This window comes from Bacillus sp. LQ16, assembly GCF_057784645.1.
Map to the genome: position 1 here is coordinate 1,024,573 of NZ_CM173491.1, position 21,698 is coordinate 1,046,270.

Here is a 21,698-nt window from a genome sequence, read left to right on the forward strand (position 1 = left end):
ACTAACAAAAAACACTAATCCTAAAAATAAAACAATTAAAGCAAGAATTCCATTTTTATTATGTTCCATAAAATAAGCTCCTTTTTCATTTACTTACATACAAAAAGCCTTTAGTCGTAATTATGGCTAAAGGCCTTAATCTTCATACTTTGTAGTTTATAAAAAAGTTGTACTTCTGTATTAATTTGGAATATGATTATTTAAAGAGAAGGTGATGAGTACATGCAGGAAACAAAACAATTCCCGCTTATATCGGGAAATCTCTCATTAGATTTAGTAAATACAGAGTTAGTTAGGCGTGGACAACGTTATGATTTATTAATAACAGATGAAGATGTATTAGAATGGCTACATGTAATAAAGGTTAATCTTCCTTTTTGGAATGAAAAAACACTTATAGGAATTCAGAAGCGAATGGATCAAGTTACATCTAGCATATTAGAGGTAAGAGAAGTATTGAGAAAACAGTTTGAGGCAATTGCTGATCAGCAAGAAATTTCTAATGATTTTATTACGTATTTAGAAAAACAAATTGAGAAGGCACCATTTGCATATAAAATCATTGAACAGCAGCTAGTATCTATCCCAGTTGGAGAAATCGAGGATGTACTCGCATCGTTAATTGCATTTGACGCTTTAACGTTAATAGCAGAAAATAAGCTTATTTCCCTTAAAAGGTGTTCAAATCCTGACTGTGTTTTATTATTTATAGATAAGAGTGGAAAACGAAAATGGTGTTCTATGAAAATATGTGGGAACCGGAAAAAGGTAGCAAAATTTCAGGATCGAAAATTTGAGGAAGTTTAGAGAATCAACTTATAACAGTTGATTCTTTTTTTGTATTTTAAAACTAACCCCTTAAATTAATATTTACAGGTTAGTTATGTCGGGTTATAATTGTTGGTAAATAAAGGAGGAGAACGATGGATAATATAACAGCAACTAAGCAGAAAGATCCTCAACCAATAAGTGTACGATATTTTACAAAAATGAAAGGGAAAGGAAGAAGCCCATTACAAGTAAATATAAAGGACTCTTTAACAGGACTATTAGGGGGATTTTTAACAATTCTTACCTTAACATATTTAACGAGCATAACCTCTACAGAATTATTAATGGCTCCATTTGGTGCGAGTTGTGTATTAGCGTTTGGAGTTTGGAATGCGCCATTATCTCAGCCGCGTAATATTATTGGAGGACATTTGATTTCAACTTTCATTGGTCTATCAATATATCATTTGTTTGGGAATGAATATTGGACAATTGCTTTAGCGGTGGGGATGGCAATAGCCGTTATGATGTTAACGAGAACGACGCATCCTCCGGCAGGCGCCGATCCGATTATCGTTATTTTAGGGGCAAATAGTTGGAGTTATTTAGTAACACCAGTTTTAATTGGCTCCGTTGTTATTGTAGTTATTGCTTTATTCATTAATAATATGAGTAGTAAAAGAAGCTATCCAACTTTTTGGATGTAGTTTGTGAAGTGAAAAATAATTTAAGTGAGTATTCTATTCTTAATATGTTTTATTTTTTATATAGTAAAAGCCTTAGTCGTAATTGCAGCTAATGACTTGGGTCCTCATACTTTGTAGTTCATAAAGAAAAGACACTTTAAAGTGCCTTCTACAGATTTGAATTATTTAATTCATGTAATTAATATTCGTTAGCATAAAACTCTTTTATTAATTTTATTTCATTTGTATCTGGATTAAACTTAAATATTTTAATTTGATTCGATTCATCTTTGTATGCAAATGTATTCTCACCAACTTGGGTCATATTGCTGGTGTTTAAAATAGGATCGCTACCGTGATCAGTAATTTCCACAGTTTTCTCCCGGTCCCAGAATGCAATGACAATAATCAAAATGATAAGACATACCCGTATAAAACGTAATTCTCTTGCAACAGGATGTTCCATCTGTTTGTCTCCTTTACTGTTTGATAGAGTGTGTTTATAAAAGAGATAATTCCTAGGAATATAAATAAAAAAGACACCGTAAAGTGTCTTTTTTATTTTAGTTATGCGCATTACTTAATAAGACGCTAGTTCCTCAGTCTGGCTATGAGTAACTATGTAGGGTGATTTTATTATAACATTTTAACCAGTAATGGGTCTATATGGAATTTAATTGTTTTTATTTTTGATTATTCAGAACGATTAATTGGGTATTTGGATGAAGGAAGCTGTGACTTAACTTGTTTTAGAAGAGTGTTTAGATGAGCTTGATATAGATGAAGATTTAGATGCTATGTTCTTATACATTGGTCTTGCAGCAATATAACTGGAGAAAGGAGAGGGGCTAATCTTGAGCTTTGGAAAGAAGCTGATATAGAAGATTATGAAGAGAGAGAAAGTTTTACATACATTAAAAGCACAACTGATAAAGTGTAGAGTTATATTTCCCTTTACACGAACATAACGATATACTATAGTTAAGTTAAGTAAACTTAACTATTTGACAAAACGAAATAAAAGCATGGAGGAATAACGCTATGACTAGAACGTATAAAGAAGTAATTAATGAAATGAACCGAGCTTATAATGAATTCTACATTTTACTATTTCAGGAGTTGAAAGATGAGTTCGGTCTTACAGGACAGCAAGAGAGCATGCTATTTCACATTAATTTAAATGAAAATACGACAGCAAATCACATTGCGACTACTTTTAATGTATCAAAAAGTGCCGTTAGCCAAGTTTTATCTAAATTGGAGAAACAGAAGATGATTTCAAAACAAGTAAACCCTAATAATAAACGGGAGTATTTCCTTACACTTGGTCCAAACGGTAGTAAGTATATAGAGCGGTTGTCTGAGTTAGATGATGTATTAATTGAGAAATATTTTTCTAAAATCGATATAAACGCCCTAGAGCAAATGACAGATACGTTAACGAAAATAAATAAAGTGATATTGGAAGAAAAACAGAAGGATCTTAATTGTAATGAGTAAGAACGTAGATGAAGCAATTAGTAGAAAGGAGGAGAAGTGTATTATGAGTTTCATACCAAATATGATTACGATAGCAAATTTTATATGTGGGCTTTTAGCTATTTACGCTGTTTTCGTTCACGATATTTATTTGGGAGCAGTTTTTATTATTACGGGTATGTTGTTTGATTTTTTTGATGGCATGGTTGCTCGGAAACTTGATTCTGTTTCAGAAATTGGTGGAGAGTTGGACTCATTTGCGGATTTAGTTACTTTTGGTGTGGCACCGTCTATTCTTGCATATAGTGTCGCGTTAAAAGATTTGCAGTCTATCGGGATGATATGTGCGCTTGCTTACAGTATTTGCGGAATGCTTCGGCTTGCGAGATTTAACACGCAGCAAAGCAAACTCCCGACATTTATCGGAATGCCGATTCCATTCGCGGCAATGTGTCTCCTCATTTTATGTTTTTTAAAGAATCCAGTTTCCGTGGCGTTTGGTACATGCGTACTCGCTTATTTAATGGTGAGCAAAATCAAATTCCCTCATTTTAAAAAAGATATAGCTGAAAGCTTGAAGCCTGGAAGATTGGATTGATGATACGGAATTACAACGAGAAAGATAAAGGAGAATAACATGATTCGTATGGCATTAAGATCGTTCAACATACAAATGTATTGTTTGCTAGGCGTAATGTTATTGGGATGGTTTCTGACACCTTTTTCAGCCCAGTTTGTCGGGATAAGCATTGGCCTTTTGGTGAGTATGTACTGCGCCTGGATTTTAGGAAGGCGTATTGAAAAGCTCGGAGATAGCATTGTAAAAAAAGAAAAAGCACCGATGCTCGGAATGATAAATCGATTCGCAGCAGCAATACTCGGTGCGATTATTATGTATGAAATTGAACACGATGAATTCATGTGGACATTCGCTGCTGGAATTATGGGTGGGTATTTCTTGGTTATTATTAATTTGGGGTATTACAGTATGAGGGATGCGGAGGAATAAAGTTTCACTTTATTATAAAGAAAAGACACCCATATAAGAGTGTCTTTTCTGATAGTTTTTTAGCAGAAGCAAGAAGCTCCAACGATGATTAATAAAATAAACAGTACAACTAATAAAGCAAATCCTCCAGCAAAACCGCAGCCTTCGCCGCAACTACCACCAAAACCCATAATAGTTCCTCCTTTTAATAAGAGGGGAAAACAAGGGTACACTCATGTATTTTAACGGATTCAAATTACTTTATGTTTTTTACGCAATAATTGAGCAGGTCCTTTGGAAAATAAAAAAGACACCCTAAGGCGCCTTCTTCCGATTGGAATCATCTTAATTGTATTGCGTCGATATCATATAAGAAAAAAGACATCAATTAAGATGTCTTTTTTCTTTGTAAAATTGGTGTTAAGAAGGTATAACCTATGAATAATATAACAATCATCGAGTAAGTTTATTATAGCAGCGATAAATAGGGTTTTTATATGTAATATTACATATATATAGATTTATTTATGTTTTATTTGTATATTTTAATTGTCTGTTCCTTGTTTTAATTCGTTTATTTATATTTTTTTTTGAGTGCTCCAGCAATGGAGCCTTTTTTTAGTATTCTATTTTGATGATGTTCTATAAGATTAGCACCTTTTAAATTTGTTTTTATATAAAAAGCCTTTAACTTGTATTTATAGCTAAAGGCTCTGAGTGTCATACTTTATAGTTTATAAAATCTTATAAGAAGAATAACCAGTATTTTATATAGAATTTATCCCGCTATTTGCCGGGCTGCCCATAAACGCCCGATTGGTGAGAGCTGATTAAAGTTTCACTTTATAATGTTTTTTATCCAATTTGGAACTGAAATGTACTAGCTTGATAATGAAGCTAGGTTATTAGAAGTGAAAAATTTTAGTTTTATTATAATTAATAGAAATGAAAGTAGTGTAAATATAAATCCACTCCAAATAAGTTGGTGAATACCTAAGTTTGAAATGAACCAGCCTCCAATAGTTGTCCCTAGAGTAATTCCGAGATTTGAGAATGAAACGAATAGGCTATTACCAAATTCGGGTGCTTCTCTTGCTTCACTTATTAACCATGTTTGACCAACAATTAATCCACCAGCATGCACGATTCCCCAAATGAATACCATGAAAATCATTGGAACAAGATAAGAACCTAAATAATAAACCAATATGTAAACAATAGAATATAAAATAGGGAACGATATTACTGTATTTACTATGCTTCTTTGCAAGAGACTACCAAATAAATGATTGCCTAAAATCATAACTATACCAAATATGAATAGCATGATACTGATGAGCGATCCATTCATGGAAGTTACTTTTGCAAGGTATTCGGCGAAGTAGCTGTATACGGAAAACATGGCTGCAAAAAGGAATGTGACAGTTAAAATATTTAACCATAATCCTGGTTTGCCGAGTATACGAATTTGTTTGCCGAAAGACATTTTTTCTTTAACGGGCATAGAAGGAAGTGAGATTAGTATTCCAATGAATGCAAGGGCGTTAATAAACGCTCCGAATAAGAAAGCAACTTCTAATGAAAATTGATCTGCAAGGTAAGAGGTTAATGGTACACCTAGTGCAAAGCCAACCGTAATTCCCATGAAAACTTTTGTAACCGCTTGACCACTCTTTTCAGGAGGGACAAGTTTAGCAGCAGTTACAAGAGCGATTGAAAAGAAGAGTGGGTGAAGTGCTGCAGGTAAAATACGAAAAATAAGCATGATTTCAAATTGTGTTGTATAAGCGTAGATTATATTTGAAATAACAAAAATAAAGATTGCTATTAATAAAATTATTTTACGATTAATACTAGAGACGAGCAGAATTAAAAACGGACCAGAAATAGCAACGACTAGTGCGAATATACTTACTAAAAATCCTGCCTGTGCAGTTGAAATGTCAAATTTCTGAGTGATTTGTGGTAATACACCGACAATACCCATCTCGGTAGTAATAATTCCAAACACCCCTATTGCTAGTGTAAGAATAAGTAAAGGACTTACTTTTTTCATTTGCAAAACTCTCCATTCTTATTATTATTTTGAAAGTGAAATCGATTTATTAACAAAGAAATGAGCATGATTGGATGTCAATAGTATTAGAATTATGTAATGTTAAACACAAAAACAGATATCTAAATAACTAGATATGATATATTTAAAAAAATGCTCCTTTCTATGTTTCTTTCTTTTATAGGTAGCGAAGTTTTAAAAAGAATGTATTGGGCAGCTATATAAAAGCAGAATGTGTGAAAGCAAATAATCAATTGGTAGGTTGATTATTTGCTTTTACTTTATAATTCATTTTGAACGTATTCAGAAAACGCTTGTATTGTTTTTTCATTTCGACGATAATATGTCCATTTTCCAATTCGGTCAGAGTCTAGTAGTCCTGCCTTTTTCATAGTTAATAAATAACTAGAAATAACCGATTGGGCTAAGCCAGTTTTAAGCTGAATATCTCCTACACACACTCCAATCTGAAAATTAATTCCTTGTTCTAAATAAGGTTTTTCGTCGAAATGGTTTTCTGGATTTTTTAACCATGATAAAATTTGACATCTTGTTTCATTTGACAATGCTTTATAAATTAATGAAGGTTCCATAAGGATATTATATCTACTTTTATAGATTTGTAAATGGGTTTGTGTGATTTTAAGGGAAGAAGGTATAGTTTATACCCTCGAATAGGAATAAGGTGCTCTTGATCTGTACCCTTTGTAAAGGACATTTTAAAAAAAGTTAGGCAACCTAAAAAAGATGATTTCTGTATGCAAACAGAAGTCATCTTTTTTAAATTCTATTGATAGTAAGAGTGATTATAGTACGTCATATATTTCTTAATTTCATGTTTTAACTGAACAAACGAGTCACATGATTTTATATATGCTTTATCGGTTAAAGTACTACGAGGATTACGTGCAAAAATGATAGTATTGTTAGGTTTAAGCATGTTGTTGCCTAGCTATCAATGGTGGATTCTTAAGAAGAGTAATAATAAAATCCAACTGAAGATTTAAGAAAAACTTTATGTTTACCCCACTCTTTATTTTAAAAGTTTTTCCTATCCTATAAATGAGTTACATCATGAAGGAGACTAAAAAAAACAAAGTCATAGATGAAAATGTAAAGTTAGGGGATTCTACATGGATACAGGAGTTTTGATTAGTTATTTGTATACTTATTTCTTTACTATTATGTTTTGTATTGTGTTTCAAATTGGAGTTTATTTTAAAGAGAAAAGAATTATATCTATTCGGCATTTTTTATGGGTGTATGTTTTTCTATTCTACCTTTCGTTAGTGTATAGGGTGACGCAGATCGCGACTGTATGGGATATAAGTAGATATGAAACGTGGATTCGTGTAAGTCAAATCAACTTGACTCTATTTGATACGGCAGGTAGTACTACATATCTTTTGAACATCGTATTGTTTATGCCGTTAGGTTTTTTATTACCGATGATTTGGCCGCACTTTAGAAAAATGAAAAACACGGTATGCGCGGGATTCTTTTTTTCATTGGCTATTGAGTTAAATCAATTACTAAATAATAGAATTACAGATATTGATGATTTATTTACGAATACCCTCGGGGCAATTATTGGGTATTTATTATATAGAGCTTTTAAAATGATATTAAGAAGAGAGGGAAAAAAGCTTGATACCAACTCTTCTCTAGCTATAAAATACGAGGCTGTTTTTTGTTTAGTGTGTTCATTTGTAGGGGCGATGTTAATTTATCATCCAGCTTTATTTGGTAGACCTGTAATCCTCCAATGAGATGTGCGATCTTGTTTATAAAATGATTCTCGTTCTCCACACCCAAACACGATAAAATATGAATGGTTCATCCTTTTTCTAACTTAATAGATACAGTTTATGTATTACATGATAGGTAGGTGTAAATGTGTTAAGTGTTCAATTATCTCAATACTTACTAAAAGAGTCTCAGCCTGCACTTCATACAGGTGGGAAACGAGTGTATATGTTAAATGATGAAGGGTTCTCACCGTATCCTATCTATTTAAATCATCCGATTATGATAGGTGTGGGGACGAATTGGAATCAGCATAAAGGATTTGAAGAAATCATTAAAGGATTTATAGGCGCAAATAAAAAAATTCCTATGTATATGTTATTTGAAACTTATTTGCGCGGTGACTTTATTGAAGGATTTTTAGAAGAGAATAAACTCCATTTTGAGCTAGTTTTTACTAATCAGAAAAGGGATACGAACTTTTTTAAAGTGTTACTTACTAATATTGATGATATAACCACACTTATGAAGTATTTCTTCCAATCAGCACAAGATTCTCTCTATACGTTATTAAGCTATTCAGCAGACTGTAAGATTATCAGTAATCGTACTGGTGAGATTGAAATAAAGGCTGACAGTTTCTATCCAAGCTTTTCATTTATGTATGATGCGCAAGAATTATTTATTATTGGTGGAGAAGAAAAATGGTCAAATATCGATTATATAAAAACATTTTTCCACCTTGAGCAGATTACAGATGAGCTAACTATTGATGTAAGAAAATGAATGAAATGAAAGCGATCCAGTACGTGAACATCTTTGATGTTTCCTGTTACCTTCGCTAAGACCGACGCAATCGGTGTTTTTAAAAGTAAGGAAAGTAGTTATTTCGATAGTTTTTGTGTTGTATGAAAAAAATAGGGGATTGCCATATGGCAATCCCTTATTTAACATAATTCCTTAATAGTTTCTTTAGCAATTTCATTAGAAGCATCTAATTCTAAAATTTTATTGCAAATTTCAATTGCCTTTGTATCAGAAATTAATTTATCTGGTACGGAATGAAGAAATAGTAATTGTAATAAACTATCCACATTTTCTTCTTTTGTTAACTCCACGGATTTTTTAGCATGATATAAAGCAGAATGATATGCTCCTTCTATATGACATAAAGGATTTACTAGTAAATCAAATGCAAGATCATGTAAATCACTTGATTCTTTTTTCATTAATAAATAATTTATAAAACTATATTTGGTAATACTACTATTTTCATAAGTAACATATAGTATTTCTTCTGAGAAGTCCTCAAAGCTATTGTTTTTAAATAATTTTTCAGCCTCTTCGAAATCGGCCGAAGTGATAAGATTTTCTAGATTTTTTAACATTATTTATTCACCCACGCATCACTGATTCTTATGTCGCCATTTATCCTCTTAAAAGTAACTGTTACTGTTTTTTCATTCATGTTTAATGTTTTCTTCCTTGCGGATCCATACGCAGATTCACTTCCATATCGCATTACATGAGAAATTACCTTTGATACATCATTCCAATTGTTATTAGTAACTTTATACCAATCATGTTTTGCTTGCATAATATGATTTCTCTTATTTGCATCTAATTTAGATACAGAGGAGAGAACTTGTCCAAAACTTTTACTTTTAACTGCACTGTTTACGGCTGATTTACCATATTTTTTAATAGCGTATGTTATTCCATACCTTGCTACTACGGCTATTATAACGAGTGGTAAAGCTGAAGCTTGAGCTTCTATTGTGTTCATATCATAAATTTCGCCAGTATCTTGATCGATAAAAGTTGCAGAAAATTCATTGCTATTTTCTTCTACTTCATGTAATATCACTTCAAACTTTTGATTTACTTTTTCACCATTCTCTTCAACTGTACCATCTAATAAAATAGCTTCTGTATCTATATTATATTCCATTTCCGTTGTAACTTTAACATCTGTTGTATCTAAGTTAGTTTTTACTACTACTAAATTATCTTCTTTTTTTACATCTAGGTTTAATTGTTCAGCAACTTCTATCCCGAAATCTTCTTTTATTTCTTTTTCAACCTCAATAACATCTGTTTCATTATTCGAATTAATAGAAGCTTGAGTTAATTCGAAATTCGGCAAAATTGAGAATAGCATTGTTAGTACAAGTAATCTAATTATTAATTTTTTCAAGGTTATTATCCTCTTTTCTTAATTAATTTGTATTAACCCATGCCCATATTTTTCATCAAAATCATTTGGTCCTAAATCTTTCACAAATGGTTTTAGGAACGAATTTATGTTATTACTATTAATGTTTTCTGCTGAACTTCCCATGAGATGAGCGATAGTTCCAGTGACAAATGCTGCAGAGAAAGAAGTTCCATTAAATTCACTGAATCCTCCATCGCTATGGGTAGATATAATATTTTTCCCTGGTGCGGAATAATCAATTTTACCCTTTCCAGAATAGCTATATCTTGTTAAGTCGGGCTTTAACGCAGCAACAGAAATAACGCCGTCATATTTTGCTGGATAATCTACCCTTAATCCCAATGTATTACCTGATGCAGCAATAACAATAATTTCATTTTCTAATGCTTTGTTAATGATTTTTTCTAACTCGAAATGATTAGCTTCAAAACCAAAGCTAATGTTGATAATGTCTACCTTTTGATCAATACACCATTTTATACCTCTAATGACTGTTTCAATATCACCTTTTCCTTGACTATTTAAAACCTTAACATTATATAATTTTGCATTTGGTGCCAAACCTATCATGTTTTCATCGGGCATATTAGCACCTATTATGCCTGCAATAAGCTGTACCGTGACCTAAATTATCTGTTGCTTTTTGATCAGGAGCGATAGCGTTATAGGAATCTACTATTTTATTTTGTAAAGCGATATGTTCCTCTTTAATTCCACTATCTACGATAGCAATTTTAATTTCTTGCTTAGATGTAGATTTTGTAAAAAGGGGATTTGAGTGTATAACCTTATACCCCCAATTTGCAGTTGTAGTAGTCTCTTTTTCTTTTTGATTTGAGCAGCCAATAAGCGAAATGAAAAAAATACTAAAAAGAAAGTATTTAGTCAATTTTTTAATATTTTCACCTCCGTTAATATTCGGAATTTAGAATGTTTTAATTTTTATATATAACCCTATATAAAACAATTATGTAATTTTGTGTATTTTTTTGTTAAAATATACATATAGTTGGTTTAATTTAATGAGGTGAATTGTAAATATTGTGTATATAATTCGTAGATTTTTTATATAATTTGGTATGTTTGATGAGGTAAGTAGTATTGTGGAAAAAAAAGAGACATTAACGGTCACGCTTAAATACATTTTTTATTATTTCTCAGTTTTATAGACCCTTTTTATAATGTAACTTCTGCTACATATAATTTTAGTAAACTTAAAGTCTGTTAATTTACTTTTTAAGATTGTGTTTCTAAACTTATTTGATAAAAAATTGAATAAACATGGATTATTTAAAAATACCTTCTTTTTTACAACATTAAATATTATTGCAGATCTTTTACAGCCTACTATTACGCTGCTTTTTAAGATTATATTAGTATTACCAATTGTATCTCCTTAAAAAATCGTTTGTTTTCACCTAAGATAGCCACAATCCGGTTGTAAATAGATTGCGGCTATTTTTATTACCGGCTACCAACTAGCAGTTTCCGTATTTTCCTTCAACCACTTCACCCAATCCAAATCCTCTACCTTAAGCAAACTGAGCGAAACACCCTTCATATCTAAAGAAGTCAACAGCGTACCAACCTTTACGAATGTCACTTGCAATCCTTCCAGCTCACACAAACGACGAATGTCATTTGCGAAAATGTATTGTTCCATTAATGGTGTCGCACCTAATCCATTAATGAGAATAGCGAAGTTGTCACCTTTTCTCCAGCGATAAATGCTTTTTAGTTTGTTCATCAGTTCAATCGCTAATATTTCAGAAGAGGATAGTGCTTCTTTACGGTAACCTTTTTCTCCGTGAATACCGACGCCATAAAACACTTCATCTTCGTTTAGTGTGAAGGAAGCTTTTCCTTTCACTGGATCGTTTGCAGGTGAAAGAGCAACTCCTAATGTGTGTAAGTTTTTGATGACAGCTTGCCCGATTGTTGTTAGTTCTTCTAAAGAATGTCCACTCTCAGCGGCCGCACCTAATATTTTTTGAACGAAAACAGTGCCAGCTACGCCGCGTCTTCTTTTATTAAACGAAGCATCATCTTCAATTGAAACGTCGTCATTTACGATGATATGGTCAATTTTTCTTCCTTCTTCTTGAGCAATTTGCTTTGCTGCTAGAAAGTTTTCTACGTCATCTTTAAAGTTTTTGATGATGAATAGTATACTTTTATCTTTTGGTATGAGGCGAGTTACTGCTACAATTTGTTCCACTGTTGGAGGAGTGAAGATGCTTCCGTTTACTGCCGCCGTAAGCATTCCTTTTCCTACATAACCAATATCAGCAGGTTCATGTCCGCTACCACCGCCGCTTACAATAGCGACGCCTTGCTTCATTTTTTCGATATCTTTTACATAAATGATGTTATTTGTTTCATCGTAATTTACTTTGTCGTTATGTTCAAAATAAAAGCCATGCAGCATATCTTGAACGATATTTTGTACATCATTCATAATCTTTTTCATTGCTTTTGCCACCCTTTAATTACTTTGCTGATTGCTCAAGTAATAGTAGTAATTGATTGTTTATCATATTTTTCATAAGAGAAGACATAATGGAAGGATCTACTTCGCACTTACTTTCAATCCAATCTTTTATCGTTCCAACGAAGCCGTGACTATAAAAGGAGGCAATCGTATTTTTTGTCTCATCAGAAAGGCTGAATCCACAGCTCACAGATAGTTCATCAATAATCTTCATATATAAGTTTTTCGTATGCTCAAATAAATAGTGATTAAACGAGTTTTGCTCAATAACTTTAAAAGCATTTCGGTAAAATTTTTGATTTTCATAAAAGTAATCAAATAATAAATCGAAAATGTTTTCCCACGTTTCATAGTCAAGAAAATCGATAATGTTTTCCTTCGTTTCTTCTTTATAAATCCAGCTTAATAGTTCAAATTTATCTTTAAAATGATAATAAAAAGTTTGCCTACGCATTTGACAGTGTAACATAATATCGCTCACTGATATTTTATGAAACGACTCTGTTTCCATTAAATACTTCAATGAGTTCGCGATTATCTTTTTAGAAATTATAGAAGAGGTCATCTAAATCATCCCTAGAATGTTATTAATATAAAAATCCTATCTATAAATGAGAGCGGTGTCTTTAGACAGATTGTCCATTTTGTCCGTTTACTATAAAACGCTTTCATTTTAACATGGTTAGTAAGAAGAAGATTTCAAATATATCACAATATATTAAAGGAATTGAGGGAGAACTACAATGAAAAAGATTATAAACAAACCAGAAACATTAGTAATGGAAATGTGCAACGGAATGGTTATGGCTCACCCAGAGCTTGAGCTTTTGAAAAAACATAAAGTAATTAAGAAGAAAGAAATGAACGAAAATAAAGTAACGTTAATTAGCGGCGGCGGTAGTGGTCATGAGCCGGCACATGCAGGATTAGTCGGAAAAGGAATGTTAGATGCGGCAGTGTGCGGAGATGTGTTTGCGTCACCTTCACAAATTCAGGTATATCAAGCAATTAAAGAAACAGCTAGTAAAAAAGGTACGTTATTAATTATTAAAAATTATAGCGGCGATATTATGAATTTCAAAAACGGTGCGCATTTAGCGACGGAAGATGGAATTGAAGTCGACTACGTAAAAGTGGACGATGATATTGCGGTAGAAGATAGCCTATATACAGTAGGACGCCGCGGCGTTGCGGGAGTTATTTTAGTTCATAAAATTGCCGGCGCAGCAGCGGAAGCAGGTATGGATTTAGGAGCGGTGAAAGCTGTAGCAGAAAAAGCAGCGGCTAACGTGCGCACAATCGGTTTAGCGTTAACGTCTTGTACAGTTCCAGCGAGCGGATCACCCACTTTCACACTTGCGGAAGATGAAATGGAATACGGCGTAGGTATTCACGGCGAACCAGGAATTAAGCGTGAAAAAATGCTGTCGGCTGATGAATTAGCTAACCGTATGACAAATGATTTAATGAAAGATTTAGGAGTAAAAGATGGCGAGGAAATCGCACTTCTAGTTAACGGTTTTGGCGGAACACCACTGCAAGAACTTTACTTATTTAACAACGCCGTTACGAGAGAACTAGCTGCAAGAAACATTAAAATTAATAGAGTATTCGTCGGTAACTATATGACAAGTATTGATATGGCTGGTATGTCTTTAACGGTAATGAAGTTAGATGACGAGCTAAAAACATTACTATCAAAAGAATGTAATACACCAGCGTTTAAAGTAGATGGACCAGTTGAAAGTGTAGAGTACGTGAATGTACTTGAAGAAACAGAAGAGAAGGAAGTTTCCTTTGAACTAGAAACAGCGGAAGAGCACGCTGTGATTAAAAATAATGTCATTACATTAAACAACATGATTTATCTCGTTGATAAAATGAGCGACATTATTATTAAAAATGAAGTACCGTTCTGTGAGTTAGATACACATGCAGGTGACGGTGACTTCGGAATGAGTGTTGCAAAAGGATTTAAGCAATTAAAACGTGAGTGGCATTCTATTGTAGAACAAGAAAACGTAACGATCGGATCATTCCTTGACGGTTGCTCCATGATTATTATGGAACATTGCGGCGGCGCATCTGGTCCAATTTGGGGCGGAGCATTCCGCGCAGCTAGTAAAGCAGCAGGCGAAAAACGTGAGCTAACAGTGAAAGAATTCGCTGAAATGTTACAAGCAGCACTGCAAGGCATACAATCTATCGGTGAAAGATCGTTCGGCAGAGGAGCGGTAGTTGGTGACAAAACATTAGTTGACGCACTTGCTCCATGTGTAGATTCTTGGTTAGATAGCGCCTCAAACGAAGTAGACGTAAAAACTGCCTTTGAAAAAGGTGCAGAAGCAGCCGTTAAAGGCGCAGAGTACACGAAAGAAATCGTAGCTCGCATGGGCCGCGCTGGTACAGTTGGCGAAAGAAGTTTAGGATATCCTGATGCAGGTGCACATGCGCTTGGAGTTATCTTTACGGAGATTGCGGGTAGTTTGAAATAGGAATTAGCAAGTCCCTCTGCCTTAAGGTGGAGGGATTTTTATATAGTTGATATGTAGAAGACTTCTTTCGGTTCTTTCTCAGTAAAATATGAGTTTGTTACTGTTTTTGATAAAATCTTATTTCAAAAATACAACTAATATTTCTCAACATTAATATATTGAAAATAGTTAGAATATTTAAGATAATCATTTGTGAAGAAGTAAATTATAAAAAAAGGGGGAATTTATTTTGTTACGTCGTTTATCTATTTGTACAGTACTAACAGCTTTTATATTTACTTTATTTACATTTAACGGCTCTGCTTTCGCGGCTACGAATGCTACTGAAAATGAAAATGTAGTAGCAGCTTGTGCAAAGGGAGGTACGGTAGGTGTATATGGTGCAAAGATGCGCAGTGGTTATACTGTCGATTCACCTGTCTTACATACATTTAATGATGGTACGAAAATTACTGGAACATGGGTAACTGGTGAATATGTTCAAGGTCATTACAGTAATTCTAAACAGTGGTTAAAAGTTACATATAAAGGGATGACAGGTTATGTATCCCATACAACATTATATAACGTTTGCTCATAAAACTATGTACCATAATAGCTTTGGATATATTGAGCTAATCTCTTCTAGAGATTAGTTCTTTTTTATCTCTTAGTTTTTAATGGGGCATTTTTTGAAAAAGACCAACGATTCATTAAATCGATGGTCTTACGTTTATATAGTATTCATTTGTATCTATATCAAATTTTTCATTGCTTTTTGCTTATTTTAGACTTAGTTTGTTTGTGATTGCAGCTTATCAATTTTCCAGTATGTTTGTAGAGGGTCTAAAGAGCTTTCAATATAAAACATATATTCATCTACGGTATGTGGTACTTCAAAAGCTATTTTCAATTCTACCGTTTCATTTGGTTTAACTTGTATATCAGAAGGGTTTTGATCAAGCACCTTTCCTTTATAGATCTTTCCGTCTTTTTCATCTTTTAAGTTATATTTTAATTCTGATAGCCCAATCGTTTGACCTCGTACATTTTTTACAGAGACATTAACAATGACGGAATCGTTGCTAGCATTTAAATATGCACTTTGAACAGCGGCCAAGTAATAGCCTCCCTTAACACTCTCGCCAACTAATAAAATACCTTGTTCCAAGCGGCTCATCTCTTCTTTTTCTTCAAAATTTATTAATTCTTCATTTTCATTTTTTGCGGTTGGTTCTTCTATTGGACCATTTTCAACGGCACTATCTGTTTTATCTTGTGTGCAAGCAGCCGTAACACTGACTAATACTAGAATGAAAGTAAGTAATATAGATAATTTTCTCATAAAATTTATCTGTCTCCTTAAGTTTCTCAATTTTGTGCAGCTATACATATAAGATTAACATAATGTCTCATTATTGGCTCAAAATAGGGGGTCTTTTAGACAACTTATTCTTTTTACTTTTAATATACATTCGATTGGTTCTCGCGATATTTGTTAATCTTTTAAAACATTGGCTTAGTAATACCGAGGGTTATTATAGATATATTAATCATGTAATTTGTCCATATTAAAATGAACGTTTTTTGCATTTAATATATTGTAAATATATTTTATTTTGGAAGGATGTGATTATATGGCTCATAAATCTACTGGAGTGTTTCGAGTTCCAGTTTCTGAAAATGGGATTATTCCAACTGCTCTCAACATTATGTTAAACAATGATTCACGCTGTCATACTAGTAATGTAACGGTAACTGTTAAGAGAAGTCGAAACACCTTTTTCCCAACTCAAAATGAATTAGTTGAAATCTCTCGTACTTTTGTTTCTTTAGAACCAAACAGAACAACTAAGATTGTGTTGTTTACTCCAGAATTCCAAGTAGAAGATTTCCTTGATGTCATCATTAGTGGAAATAGAGAGGATGTTAAGGATGTTCTTGTATATTCTTTCTTAGCAGATTCAGTAGGTCATAATCTGCCATCTACTGTTTTCAGAAATGCAGAATACACTTTTGCTTGCTGACACTGTGATAATGTATTCTTTACTGTCGTATATCTGAATTGAAATGTTACAAGTAGCATTTCACGGCATACAATCTATTGGTGAAAGATCGTTCGGCAGAGGAGCGGTAGTTGGTGAAAGAAGTTTAGGATATTCAGATGCAGGTGCACATGCGCTTGGGGTACCTTTACGGAGATTTCGGGTAGTTTGAAATAGAAATTAGAAGATCCCTTCTACCTTAAGGTGAAGGGTTTTTTTAATATGTTTTTTGATATATATTGCTAAATATGTTCCAATAATTCATTCTATTGTATTGAAAATAATGTCATCTACATCAAAAAAACGGCTTATAAAAGGAACTAGTATTTGAAGGAGTTCCACCTCAAACATACTCCTATGCATATAGGTATGTTTGAGGTGGATTTATTAACGAATTTTATATATAGCATGAATGAAAATGGGATAAATAAAACAATGCTTCTCAGTATGTTTTTAAGAATTAATTGAGCAGGTCCTTGTAAAAATAAAGAAAAGACACCAAAAGGTTCCTTCTGCCGACTTAAATTATTTTAATATTATCGTTCTAAGTTTAAAAGCTATAGGGATTTTTTCTGTGGGATTTGTAAGTAGTTTTTACGAAATTATGAGTGTTTTTTATTTTGTAATTCAATAAGTTCATCTGGTAGCATTTTTGTATAATATTCTTTTTCTGTTAGTTCAAATATAAATAATGCTTTTTTCCAGTTATAAATAACATCTTCTACATTATGTTGTTTAATTTTTAATAAAAGCTGACCTTTTAAATAGAATAGTTCACCTAATAGGTATAACGTATTTAGATTAATTGCTAATTTGATGCCCTTATCAATGTATTTTATTGCCTCTTCATGTTGATATGTGAAGTCCAAAGATTTTGCTAAATTTAACATGATTTTCAACTTAATTTCTTTATCTCTAGGAAAATCTAACTTATTAAAATTACTTAAACATCTTTTTAATATATTAATACTTTTTTCATATTCTTTATTTTCCGCATAAAATATAGCCATTGTTTGCATAATATCTATTTCTCTTTCTGATAAAAAATCAGAATTAGTTAAAGTCAGTTTTAATGCATTATTTAAAAAATCTAAAGCAGTTTTTAATGATTTATCCACCATAAATATAGCAATTGCTTCATGCCATATTAGAAACTGTTTCTCTTCTTTTGTTTGAAAATTATTTAAGTTTTTCTCTTTTTTTACTATTTCATAAAGTTCTTTATATTGTTTTTGTTTTAAGCAATCTTTTATTACAAATTTTACATTTTCTATATATTTTAATTTTTTGTTTTGAGTTAGTGCAAATATATTATTTGGATTAATACCAAGTCTTTCTGATAATTGATATAACAATATGCTAGATGGATAAATCACACCTTTTTCGATCTTACTAATTTGACTTTGTGAACATATTCCGTGACATAAGTCGGATTGTGATATATTTTTTTTAATTCTAAGTTCTTTAATGGTAATACCCAAATCGTTAAATTCCATTTTCCCCACCTACTATTTAACACTTTATTAGTATGATATTCTCTAACCTTAATGTAATGTAAAATTAATATAGTTGCAATTATTGTTTTAAAGGGCTTATCGTTTCTATAAGATGGTGAGATTTTTTTATGTACAAAAAAGACACCAAAAGTTCCTTTCGCCGACTTGAACCACATTCATTTAATATAAACTTATCTGTATTTTTACATGCTTTTCTAATCCCTCTATTATTCATTTGATAAAATAAAATCCTAATATTACCAATAATTAAATAAATATTTCTACATATTCAAGATATTTACATAAATTACAAAAGTGATACATTTAAGTTGTAAGCTATAAAAACTATTAAAGGGGGATTTATTATGTTCAGGAAATTAGTAGTAGGAGCAGTAGCAACAGGTATTGCATTAACAGGGGGAATTGGTGCAGCTTCAGCTGATACGCAAAAAGCTGTGAGCTCTCCGAAGCAAGCAACATGCTCAATTCCTTATGAGTATTCTAATGGTAAATTCAAAAGAACTCTTTATTACTCAAATGGAGTATATGCTAATAGTTTTAATGAAAATGTTTGTGGCGGGACGATTACGTGGTACTTAAAACATGTTCAAAATGGAGTTGCTTTTTACGAAGGTAATTTAAAATAGTAGATTTTTTGAACCTCATTTATTGAGGTTCTTTTATTTTTAGTTTTTAAACTGATTCTCTATAAAAAAGACACCCTAAGGTGCTTTTTGCGATTTGATCCATTGTAATATGGTATTAAATTCCAGTCTAATTATTATTTTACGACGTTAAGTAGTTTCGATTATTGAGAAAAAATACAACTCATTGTTTGAATGCAAAAAAGCCCTAGGGGGACTAGGACTTTTTGCTAGAATGAATAAGATTTAAAAAAGGACTTATATAACGTAACATATGAATGTTTCGTAAATGTATCAAAAAAGTGAACAAAAGCGTTAATTTTAATAAAAAAAGCTCCGCGATAAAAGCTACGGAGCTTCATAAGGTCGAGTTATGTCGTACTCACAAGGGATTTTAACATGAATGTTGTGGTAAAAATACTGGTAAATTTATCCCATAAAACGCCCGCTGATTAGAGTTTCACTTCATTCGAAGGAATTTATGTTTTATAAATTAGATTATAATAGTTGATATTCTCCATATTGACCAGAAAAGAACTAAAAATTCTAGTGAAATTCCAAGTGTTCGTTTCCTAGTTTTTTGAAATTCTTTTATTAAATAGCCAACAGTACTAATTGCTATAAGAATGAAAAGAATAAGTTCGAGTGTAACTGGCATTTTATCTACTCCTAATACATTAATTTGTTATATAGGGATTATAAGATATTTTTGCGGCTAGTGGTGAAAAATTTAATAAAACTATCTCTAATGGAGTTTTGTTTGAACTTCTAAAAGTATTTGTGAAAACCATTGTACGTAAAATTTCTGCGTATGTTTTTAGGAAACAAATTTTAGAAAAAGATAACAAAAACCCCACTCCTCGTCGCCGGCGGAAGCAAAAGGGTGGGTTTCGTAAAAAATAAATGAGTCCTAATGGATATAATGTACAAAAGAAAAGAGGCTTTCTTATGAAAGGATAGACTTTCATGTGTCATCACTATTAATAATGATGTGTTATTTTTATATAGAAACGAATAAGGAACAGAACAAGTTATAGTTTAAAGGGATAAAATGGTGGGATTGTATTGAGAAATTTTTTTGAAACAACAATATTCAGAAAATTAAAAGTTTTACTGGAAGATTTTTGTTATTATGTTAGTAATCTATAGACAAAGGAGAAGGGGCTATATGAGTGTACATGTAATAAAAAAGGAAGAAATCAATTTACTTTTACATGAGTGGTATAGAGAAATTCGTTCACAGAATTTCTCTAAGGCAAAGGAATTAAAACAAAGTATTGATACAAAAGTTAATAGTATGGAAGAAGATCGAAAGAATACAGAGTTTTATTCACTTGTAGATTTTAGATTTAAAATGTTAAGTGCAGAGTTTTATCCCCATCAATCTGACATATCTAAGAATGATCTAAGAAAAATGAAGTTAGATGAAGCTCCATCAGATGAATCTTTATTATATTATTACCATTTCTTTAAGGCTTCTCATGCTACAGTAAACGGTGATTTTAAAGTGGCTGAAAAGCATTATGGAATAGCAGAATCTTTGTTGGGAAATATTCAAGATCCAATCGAAAAAGCAGAATTTAACTTTAAGCTATCAAGCTATTATTATCACGTTTGCCAGCCTATTTTAGTAATTCAATATGCAACTAGAGCAAGGAATACATTTGAAGGGCTGTACGGGTATAGCAGGAAGGTGGCAGCATGTGACAATGTTCTGGGTTTAGCATGTGTAAAGCTAAATGAATTTGAACAAGCAGAAGTTTATTTCATGTCGTCTCTGGATATTTTGAAAAAGCAGAATGAAGAGGAGCTAATGTTACGAGTTCGACATAGTTTAGGGGTTATGTATGCAGAGCAAAACCTATCTGATTTAGCACTTCGTTACTTATCAGAAGTATCACAAAAAATTCCGAATCACTTTAGAGCGATTTTTTTGGAGGCTAGAGAGAATTTAAAGTTAGGAAAGACAAAGCTTGCAGCGTCCTTAATTGAAAAAGGATTAATAATTTGTAATGAACTGGAACAAAAAGAATATGAACATCATTTTACAATTCTAAAAGAAATGAATGAGAATGTTTCTGCTGAAGAATTAGAGTTAGCCATTTCTAAAGGAATTTCTTTCTTTAATGAAGTAGGTTTATGGCAATATGTCCAGGAATATGCTGAAAAATTAGCGGTTAAATATCATGAAGAAGGAAATTCAATAAAATCTAGTGAATACTTCTATTTAGGATATAAAGAAAAAGGTTTTCAGAAAGGGGCTTTAAAATGAAAAGGATCATCAGCAGTTCAATTGGATTAATAATTACGGTCATACTATTAAATGGAGTAAATGTTTCAACGGACCAATCAAAGGTCAATACAACAAGTGTTATACAATATACGCATGGAGAGCCGTGGGGCTGAAGAAATATTGAAGTATAAAGAGTTGTTAGATCGAAGGATGATTACCGAAGAAGAGTTCTAAGTGAAGAAAAAGTAACTAATAAGTATATAGATGAAACGCTCAGATGAGCGTTTTTTTATTTATATATTCGCAAGTAAAATAACATAATATCACTATGAATCCTTATAACAATATGAATTTTTGCATATTTTAAAATT

At 32.2% G+C, this 21,698-nt stretch carries 26 protein-coding genes and 2 pseudogenes; 15 read left to right on the forward strand and 13 right to left on the reverse strand.

All coding sequences use genetic code 11. The features are described 5' to 3' along the window. Positions 1 to 222 precede the first annotated feature (222 nt). Complete coding sequence (locus AC3EMB_RS05120; RefSeq protein WP_095691312.1) at positions 223 to 807, forward strand: CGNR zinc finger domain-containing protein; 585 nt, start codon at positions 223 to 225, stop codon at positions 805 to 807. Between the two features lie 116 nt (positions 808 to 923). Continuing rightward, positions 924 to 1,478: an HPP family protein gene (locus tag AC3EMB_RS05125; protein WP_000368840.1), complete on the forward strand. Its 555-nt coding sequence runs from the start codon at positions 924 to 926 to the stop codon at positions 1,476 to 1,478. Between the two features lie 178 nt (positions 1,479 to 1,656). Here the strand turns inward: AC3EMB_RS05125 and AC3EMB_RS05130 are convergent, their stop codons facing one another. After that, on the reverse strand, positions 1,657 to 1,923 hold the full coding sequence (locus tag AC3EMB_RS05130) for a YmzC family protein (protein WP_000400965.1): 267 nt from the start codon (positions 1,921 to 1,923) through the stop codon (positions 1,657 to 1,659). Positions 1,924 to 2,200: 277 nt separating this feature from the next. Here AC3EMB_RS05130 and AC3EMB_RS05135 point away from each other — a divergent pair. From AC3EMB_RS05135 to AC3EMB_RS05150, 4 genes and pseudogenes are all read left to right on the forward strand, one after another. Next, positions 2,201 to 2,425, forward strand: a pseudogene (locus AC3EMB_RS05135) (hypothetical protein); the annotation flags it as partial. Between the two features lie 73 nt (positions 2,426 to 2,498). Next, entirely contained in the window at positions 2,499 to 2,957 is a 459-nt protein-coding gene (locus AC3EMB_RS05140; protein ID WP_265938309.1) for a MarR family winged helix-turn-helix transcriptional regulator, read from the forward strand. Then, a complete protein-coding gene (gene pssA, locus AC3EMB_RS05145) occupies positions 2,950 to 3,534 on the forward strand; it encodes a CDP-diacylglycerol--serine O-phosphatidyltransferase (RefSeq protein WP_043938275.1) in 585 nt (194 codons plus the stop codon). Before AC3EMB_RS05140 ends, pssA begins: the two co-directional genes overlap by 8 nt. 39 nt (positions 3,535 to 3,573) lie before the next feature. Next, positions 3,574 to 3,945, forward strand: a complete 372-nt coding sequence (locus tag AC3EMB_RS05150) for an ATP synthase subunit I (RefSeq protein WP_423118022.1) — start codon at positions 3,574 to 3,576, stop codon at positions 3,943 to 3,945. Positions 3,946 to 4,004: 59 nt separating this feature from the next. On the opposite strand, the gene AC3EMB_RS05155 is transcribed toward AC3EMB_RS05150, so the two are convergent. The 4 genes and pseudogenes from AC3EMB_RS05155 to AC3EMB_RS05170 all read right to left on the reverse strand — a co-directional run. Next, positions 4,005 to 4,115, reverse strand: a complete 111-nt coding sequence (locus AC3EMB_RS05155) for a YjcZ family sporulation protein (RefSeq protein ID WP_000505669.1) — start codon at positions 4,113 to 4,115, stop codon at positions 4,005 to 4,007. A gap of 689 nt (positions 4,116 to 4,804) precedes the next feature. Beyond that, positions 4,805 to 5,980: an MFS transporter gene (locus AC3EMB_RS05160; protein WP_098975901.1), complete on the reverse strand. Its 1,176-nt coding sequence runs from the start codon at positions 5,978 to 5,980 to the stop codon at positions 4,805 to 4,807. Between the two features lie 281 nt (positions 5,981 to 6,261). Then, the gene (locus AC3EMB_RS05165; RefSeq protein ID WP_000433732.1) at positions 6,262 to 6,573 is read right to left on the reverse strand and encodes an ArsR/SmtB family transcription factor; all 312 of its coding nucleotides are present in this window, start codon (positions 6,571 to 6,573) and stop codon (positions 6,262 to 6,264) included. Positions 6,574 to 6,767: 194 nt separating this feature from the next. Further along, positions 6,768 to 6,869: pseudogene (locus AC3EMB_RS05170) on the reverse strand (TetR family transcriptional regulator); the annotation flags it as partial. Between the two features lie 244 nt (positions 6,870 to 7,113). Here AC3EMB_RS05170 and AC3EMB_RS05175 point away from each other — a divergent pair. Continuing rightward, positions 7,114 to 7,749 carry a VanZ family protein gene (locus AC3EMB_RS05175; RefSeq protein ID WP_488517541.1) on the forward strand — a complete coding sequence of 212 codons (636 nt, stop codon included), beginning with the start codon at positions 7,114 to 7,116 and terminating at the stop codon, positions 7,747 to 7,749. A 127-nt stretch (positions 7,750 to 7,876) separates the two neighbouring features. Next, complete coding sequence (locus AC3EMB_RS05180) at positions 7,877 to 8,512, forward strand: hypothetical protein (RefSeq protein WP_488517542.1); 636 nt, start codon at positions 7,877 to 7,879, stop codon at positions 8,510 to 8,512. 161 nt (positions 8,513 to 8,673) lie between these two features. Here the strand turns inward: AC3EMB_RS05180 and AC3EMB_RS05185 are convergent, their stop codons facing one another. The 6 genes from AC3EMB_RS05185 to dhaS all read right to left on the reverse strand — a co-directional run bounded on the left by AC3EMB_RS05185 (position 8,674) and on the right by dhaS (position 13,000). After that, positions 8,674 to 9,114, reverse strand: coding sequence for a hypothetical protein (locus AC3EMB_RS05185; protein WP_416474691.1), 441 nt, complete (start codon positions 9,112 to 9,114; stop codon positions 8,674 to 8,676). Then, the gene (locus AC3EMB_RS05190; RefSeq protein ID WP_488517543.1) at positions 9,114 to 9,923 is read right to left on the reverse strand and encodes an SAR2788 family putative toxin; all 810 of its coding nucleotides are present in this window, start codon (positions 9,921 to 9,923) and stop codon (positions 9,114 to 9,116) included. Before AC3EMB_RS05190 ends, AC3EMB_RS05185 begins: the two co-directional genes overlap by 1 nt. 18 nt (positions 9,924 to 9,941) lie before the next feature. Then, the gene (locus AC3EMB_RS05195; protein WP_488517544.1) at positions 9,942 to 10,529 is read right to left on the reverse strand and encodes a S8 family serine peptidase; all 588 of its coding nucleotides are present in this window, start codon (positions 10,527 to 10,529) and stop codon (positions 9,942 to 9,944) included. A gap of 1 nt (position 10,530) precedes the next feature. Continuing rightward, positions 10,531 to 10,833 (reverse strand): S8 family serine peptidase, encoded by a 303-nt coding sequence (locus AC3EMB_RS05200; protein WP_488517545.1) that lies wholly within the window; start codon positions 10,831 to 10,833, stop codon positions 10,531 to 10,533. A gap of 582 nt (positions 10,834 to 11,415) precedes the next feature. Continuing rightward, a complete protein-coding gene (gene dhaQ / locus AC3EMB_RS05205; protein ID WP_488517546.1) occupies positions 11,416 to 12,414 on the reverse strand; it encodes a DhaKLM operon coactivator DhaQ in 999 nt (332 codons plus the stop codon). A gap of 19 nt (positions 12,415 to 12,433) precedes the next feature. Next, positions 12,434 to 13,000, reverse strand: a complete 567-nt coding sequence (gene dhaS, locus AC3EMB_RS05210) for a dihydroxyacetone kinase transcriptional activator DhaS (RefSeq protein ID WP_000204210.1) — start codon at positions 12,998 to 13,000, stop codon at positions 12,434 to 12,436. A 178-nt stretch (positions 13,001 to 13,178) separates the two neighbouring features. Between dhaS and dhaK the strand changes: the two genes are divergently transcribed. Beyond that, the gene (dhaK, locus tag AC3EMB_RS05215; protein ID WP_000720701.1) at positions 13,179 to 14,930 is read left to right on the forward strand and encodes a dihydroxyacetone kinase subunit DhaK; all 1,752 of its coding nucleotides are present in this window, start codon (positions 13,179 to 13,181) and stop codon (positions 14,928 to 14,930) included. Positions 14,931 to 15,159: 229 nt separating this feature from the next. Further along, complete coding sequence (locus AC3EMB_RS05220) at positions 15,160 to 15,510, forward strand: SH3 domain-containing protein (protein ID WP_000946191.1); 351 nt, start codon at positions 15,160 to 15,162, stop codon at positions 15,508 to 15,510. A 192-nt stretch (positions 15,511 to 15,702) separates the two neighbouring features. Here AC3EMB_RS05220 and AC3EMB_RS05225 read toward each other — a convergent pair whose 3' ends face one another. Beyond that, a complete protein-coding gene (locus tag AC3EMB_RS05225) occupies positions 15,703 to 16,254 on the reverse strand; it encodes a DUF4352 domain-containing protein (RefSeq protein ID WP_001228903.1) in 552 nt (183 codons plus the stop codon). Positions 16,255 to 16,546: 292 nt separating this feature from the next. Between AC3EMB_RS05225 and AC3EMB_RS05230 the strand changes: the two genes are divergently transcribed. Further along, positions 16,547 to 16,936 (forward strand): hypothetical protein, encoded by a 390-nt coding sequence (locus AC3EMB_RS05230; protein WP_000940664.1) that lies wholly within the window; start codon positions 16,547 to 16,549, stop codon positions 16,934 to 16,936. A gap of 43 nt (positions 16,937 to 16,979) precedes the next feature. Then, positions 16,980 to 17,126, forward strand: a complete 147-nt coding sequence (locus AC3EMB_RS05235) for a dihydroxyacetone kinase, ATP-dependent (RefSeq protein WP_088024815.1) — start codon at positions 16,980 to 16,982, stop codon at positions 17,124 to 17,126. Between the two features lie 430 nt (positions 17,127 to 17,556). Here the strand turns inward: AC3EMB_RS05235 and AC3EMB_RS05240 are convergent, their stop codons facing one another. Continuing rightward, the gene (locus AC3EMB_RS05240) at positions 17,557 to 18,450 is read right to left on the reverse strand and encodes a helix-turn-helix domain-containing protein (protein WP_000395459.1); all 894 of its coding nucleotides are present in this window, start codon (positions 18,448 to 18,450) and stop codon (positions 17,557 to 17,559) included. A 365-nt stretch (positions 18,451 to 18,815) separates the two neighbouring features. Here AC3EMB_RS05240 and AC3EMB_RS05245 point away from each other — a divergent pair, with 365 nt between their 5' ends. From AC3EMB_RS05245 to AC3EMB_RS05255, 3 genes are all read left to right on the forward strand, one after another. After that, complete coding sequence (locus AC3EMB_RS05245) at positions 18,816 to 19,097, forward strand: LCI fold-containing protein (RefSeq protein WP_000488870.1); 282 nt, start codon at positions 18,816 to 18,818, stop codon at positions 19,095 to 19,097. A 1,165-nt stretch (positions 19,098 to 20,262) separates the two neighbouring features. Then, complete coding sequence (locus AC3EMB_RS05250; protein WP_488517547.1) at positions 20,263 to 21,366, forward strand: response regulator aspartate phosphatase; 1,104 nt, start codon at positions 20,263 to 20,265, stop codon at positions 21,364 to 21,366. After that, complete coding sequence (locus tag AC3EMB_RS05255) at positions 21,363 to 21,500, forward strand: Phr family secreted Rap phosphatase inhibitor (RefSeq protein ID WP_071731857.1); 138 nt, start codon at positions 21,363 to 21,365, stop codon at positions 21,498 to 21,500. The genes AC3EMB_RS05250 and AC3EMB_RS05255 overlap by 4 nt, the downstream gene beginning before the upstream one ends. Positions 21,501 to 21,698 lie beyond the last annotated feature (198 nt).

Coding starts and splice junctions, on each gene's coding strand:
- AC3EMB_RS05140 (WP_265938309.1), top strand. CDS start 2,499: ATGACTAGAACGTATAAAGAAGTAATTAATGAAATGAACCGAGCTTAT.
- pssA (WP_043938275.1), top strand. CDS start 2,950: ATGAGTAAGAACGTAGATGAAGCAATTAGTAGAAAGGAGGAGAAGTGT.
- dhaS (WP_000204210.1), bottom strand. CDS start 13,000: ATGACCTCTTCTATAATTTCTAAAAAGATAATCGCGAACTCATTGAAG.
- AC3EMB_RS05165 (WP_000433732.1), bottom strand. CDS start 6,573: ATGGAACCTTCATTAATTTATAAAGCATTGTCAAATGAAACAAGATGT.
- AC3EMB_RS05120 (WP_095691312.1), top strand. CDS start 223: ATGCAGGAAACAAAACAATTCCCGCTTATATCGGGAAATCTCTCATTA.
- AC3EMB_RS05225 (WP_001228903.1), bottom strand. CDS start 16,254: ATGAGAAAATTATCTATATTACTTACTTTCATTCTAGTATTAGTCAGT.
- AC3EMB_RS05235 (WP_088024815.1), top strand. CDS start 16,980: ATGTTACAAGTAGCATTTCACGGCATACAATCTATTGGTGAAAGATCG.
- AC3EMB_RS05230 (WP_000940664.1), top strand. CDS start 16,547: ATGGCTCATAAATCTACTGGAGTGTTTCGAGTTCCAGTTTCTGAAAAT.
- AC3EMB_RS05160 (WP_098975901.1), bottom strand. CDS start 5,980: ATGAAAAAAGTAAGTCCTTTACTTATTCTTACACTAGCAATAGGGGTG.
- AC3EMB_RS05195 (WP_488517544.1), bottom strand. CDS start 10,529: ATGCCCGATGAAAACATGATAGGTTTGGCACCAAATGCAAAATTATAT.
- AC3EMB_RS05255 (WP_071731857.1), top strand. CDS start 21,363: ATGAAAAGGATCATCAGCAGTTCAATTGGATTAATAATTACGGTCATA.
- AC3EMB_RS05175 (WP_488517541.1), top strand. CDS start 7,114: ATGGATACAGGAGTTTTGATTAGTTATTTGTATACTTATTTCTTTACT.
- dhaK (WP_000720701.1), top strand. CDS start 13,179: ATGAAAAAGATTATAAACAAACCAGAAACATTAGTAATGGAAATGTGC.
- AC3EMB_RS05240 (WP_000395459.1), bottom strand. CDS start 18,450: ATGGAATTTAACGATTTGGGTATTACCATTAAAGAACTTAGAATTAAA.
- AC3EMB_RS05125 (WP_000368840.1), top strand. CDS start 924: ATGGATAATATAACAGCAACTAAGCAGAAAGATCCTCAACCAATAAGT.
- AC3EMB_RS05245 (WP_000488870.1), top strand. CDS start 18,816: ATGTTCAGGAAATTAGTAGTAGGAGCAGTAGCAACAGGTATTGCATTA.
- dhaQ (WP_488517546.1), bottom strand. CDS start 12,414: ATGAAAAAGATTATGAATGATGTACAAAATATCGTTCAAGATATGCTG.
- AC3EMB_RS05250 (WP_488517547.1), top strand. CDS start 20,263: ATGAGTGTACATGTAATAAAAAAGGAAGAAATCAATTTACTTTTACAT.
- AC3EMB_RS05150 (WP_423118022.1), top strand. CDS start 3,574: ATGATTCGTATGGCATTAAGATCGTTCAACATACAAATGTATTGTTTG.
- AC3EMB_RS05185 (WP_416474691.1), bottom strand. CDS start 9,114: ATGTTAAAAAATCTAGAAAATCTTATCACTTCGGCCGATTTCGAAGAG.
- AC3EMB_RS05155 (WP_000505669.1), bottom strand. CDS start 4,115: ATGGGTTTTGGTGGTAGTTGCGGCGAAGGCTGCGGTTTTGCTGGAGGA.
- AC3EMB_RS05130 (WP_000400965.1), bottom strand. CDS start 1,923: ATGGAACATCCTGTTGCAAGAGAATTACGTTTTATACGGGTATGTCTT.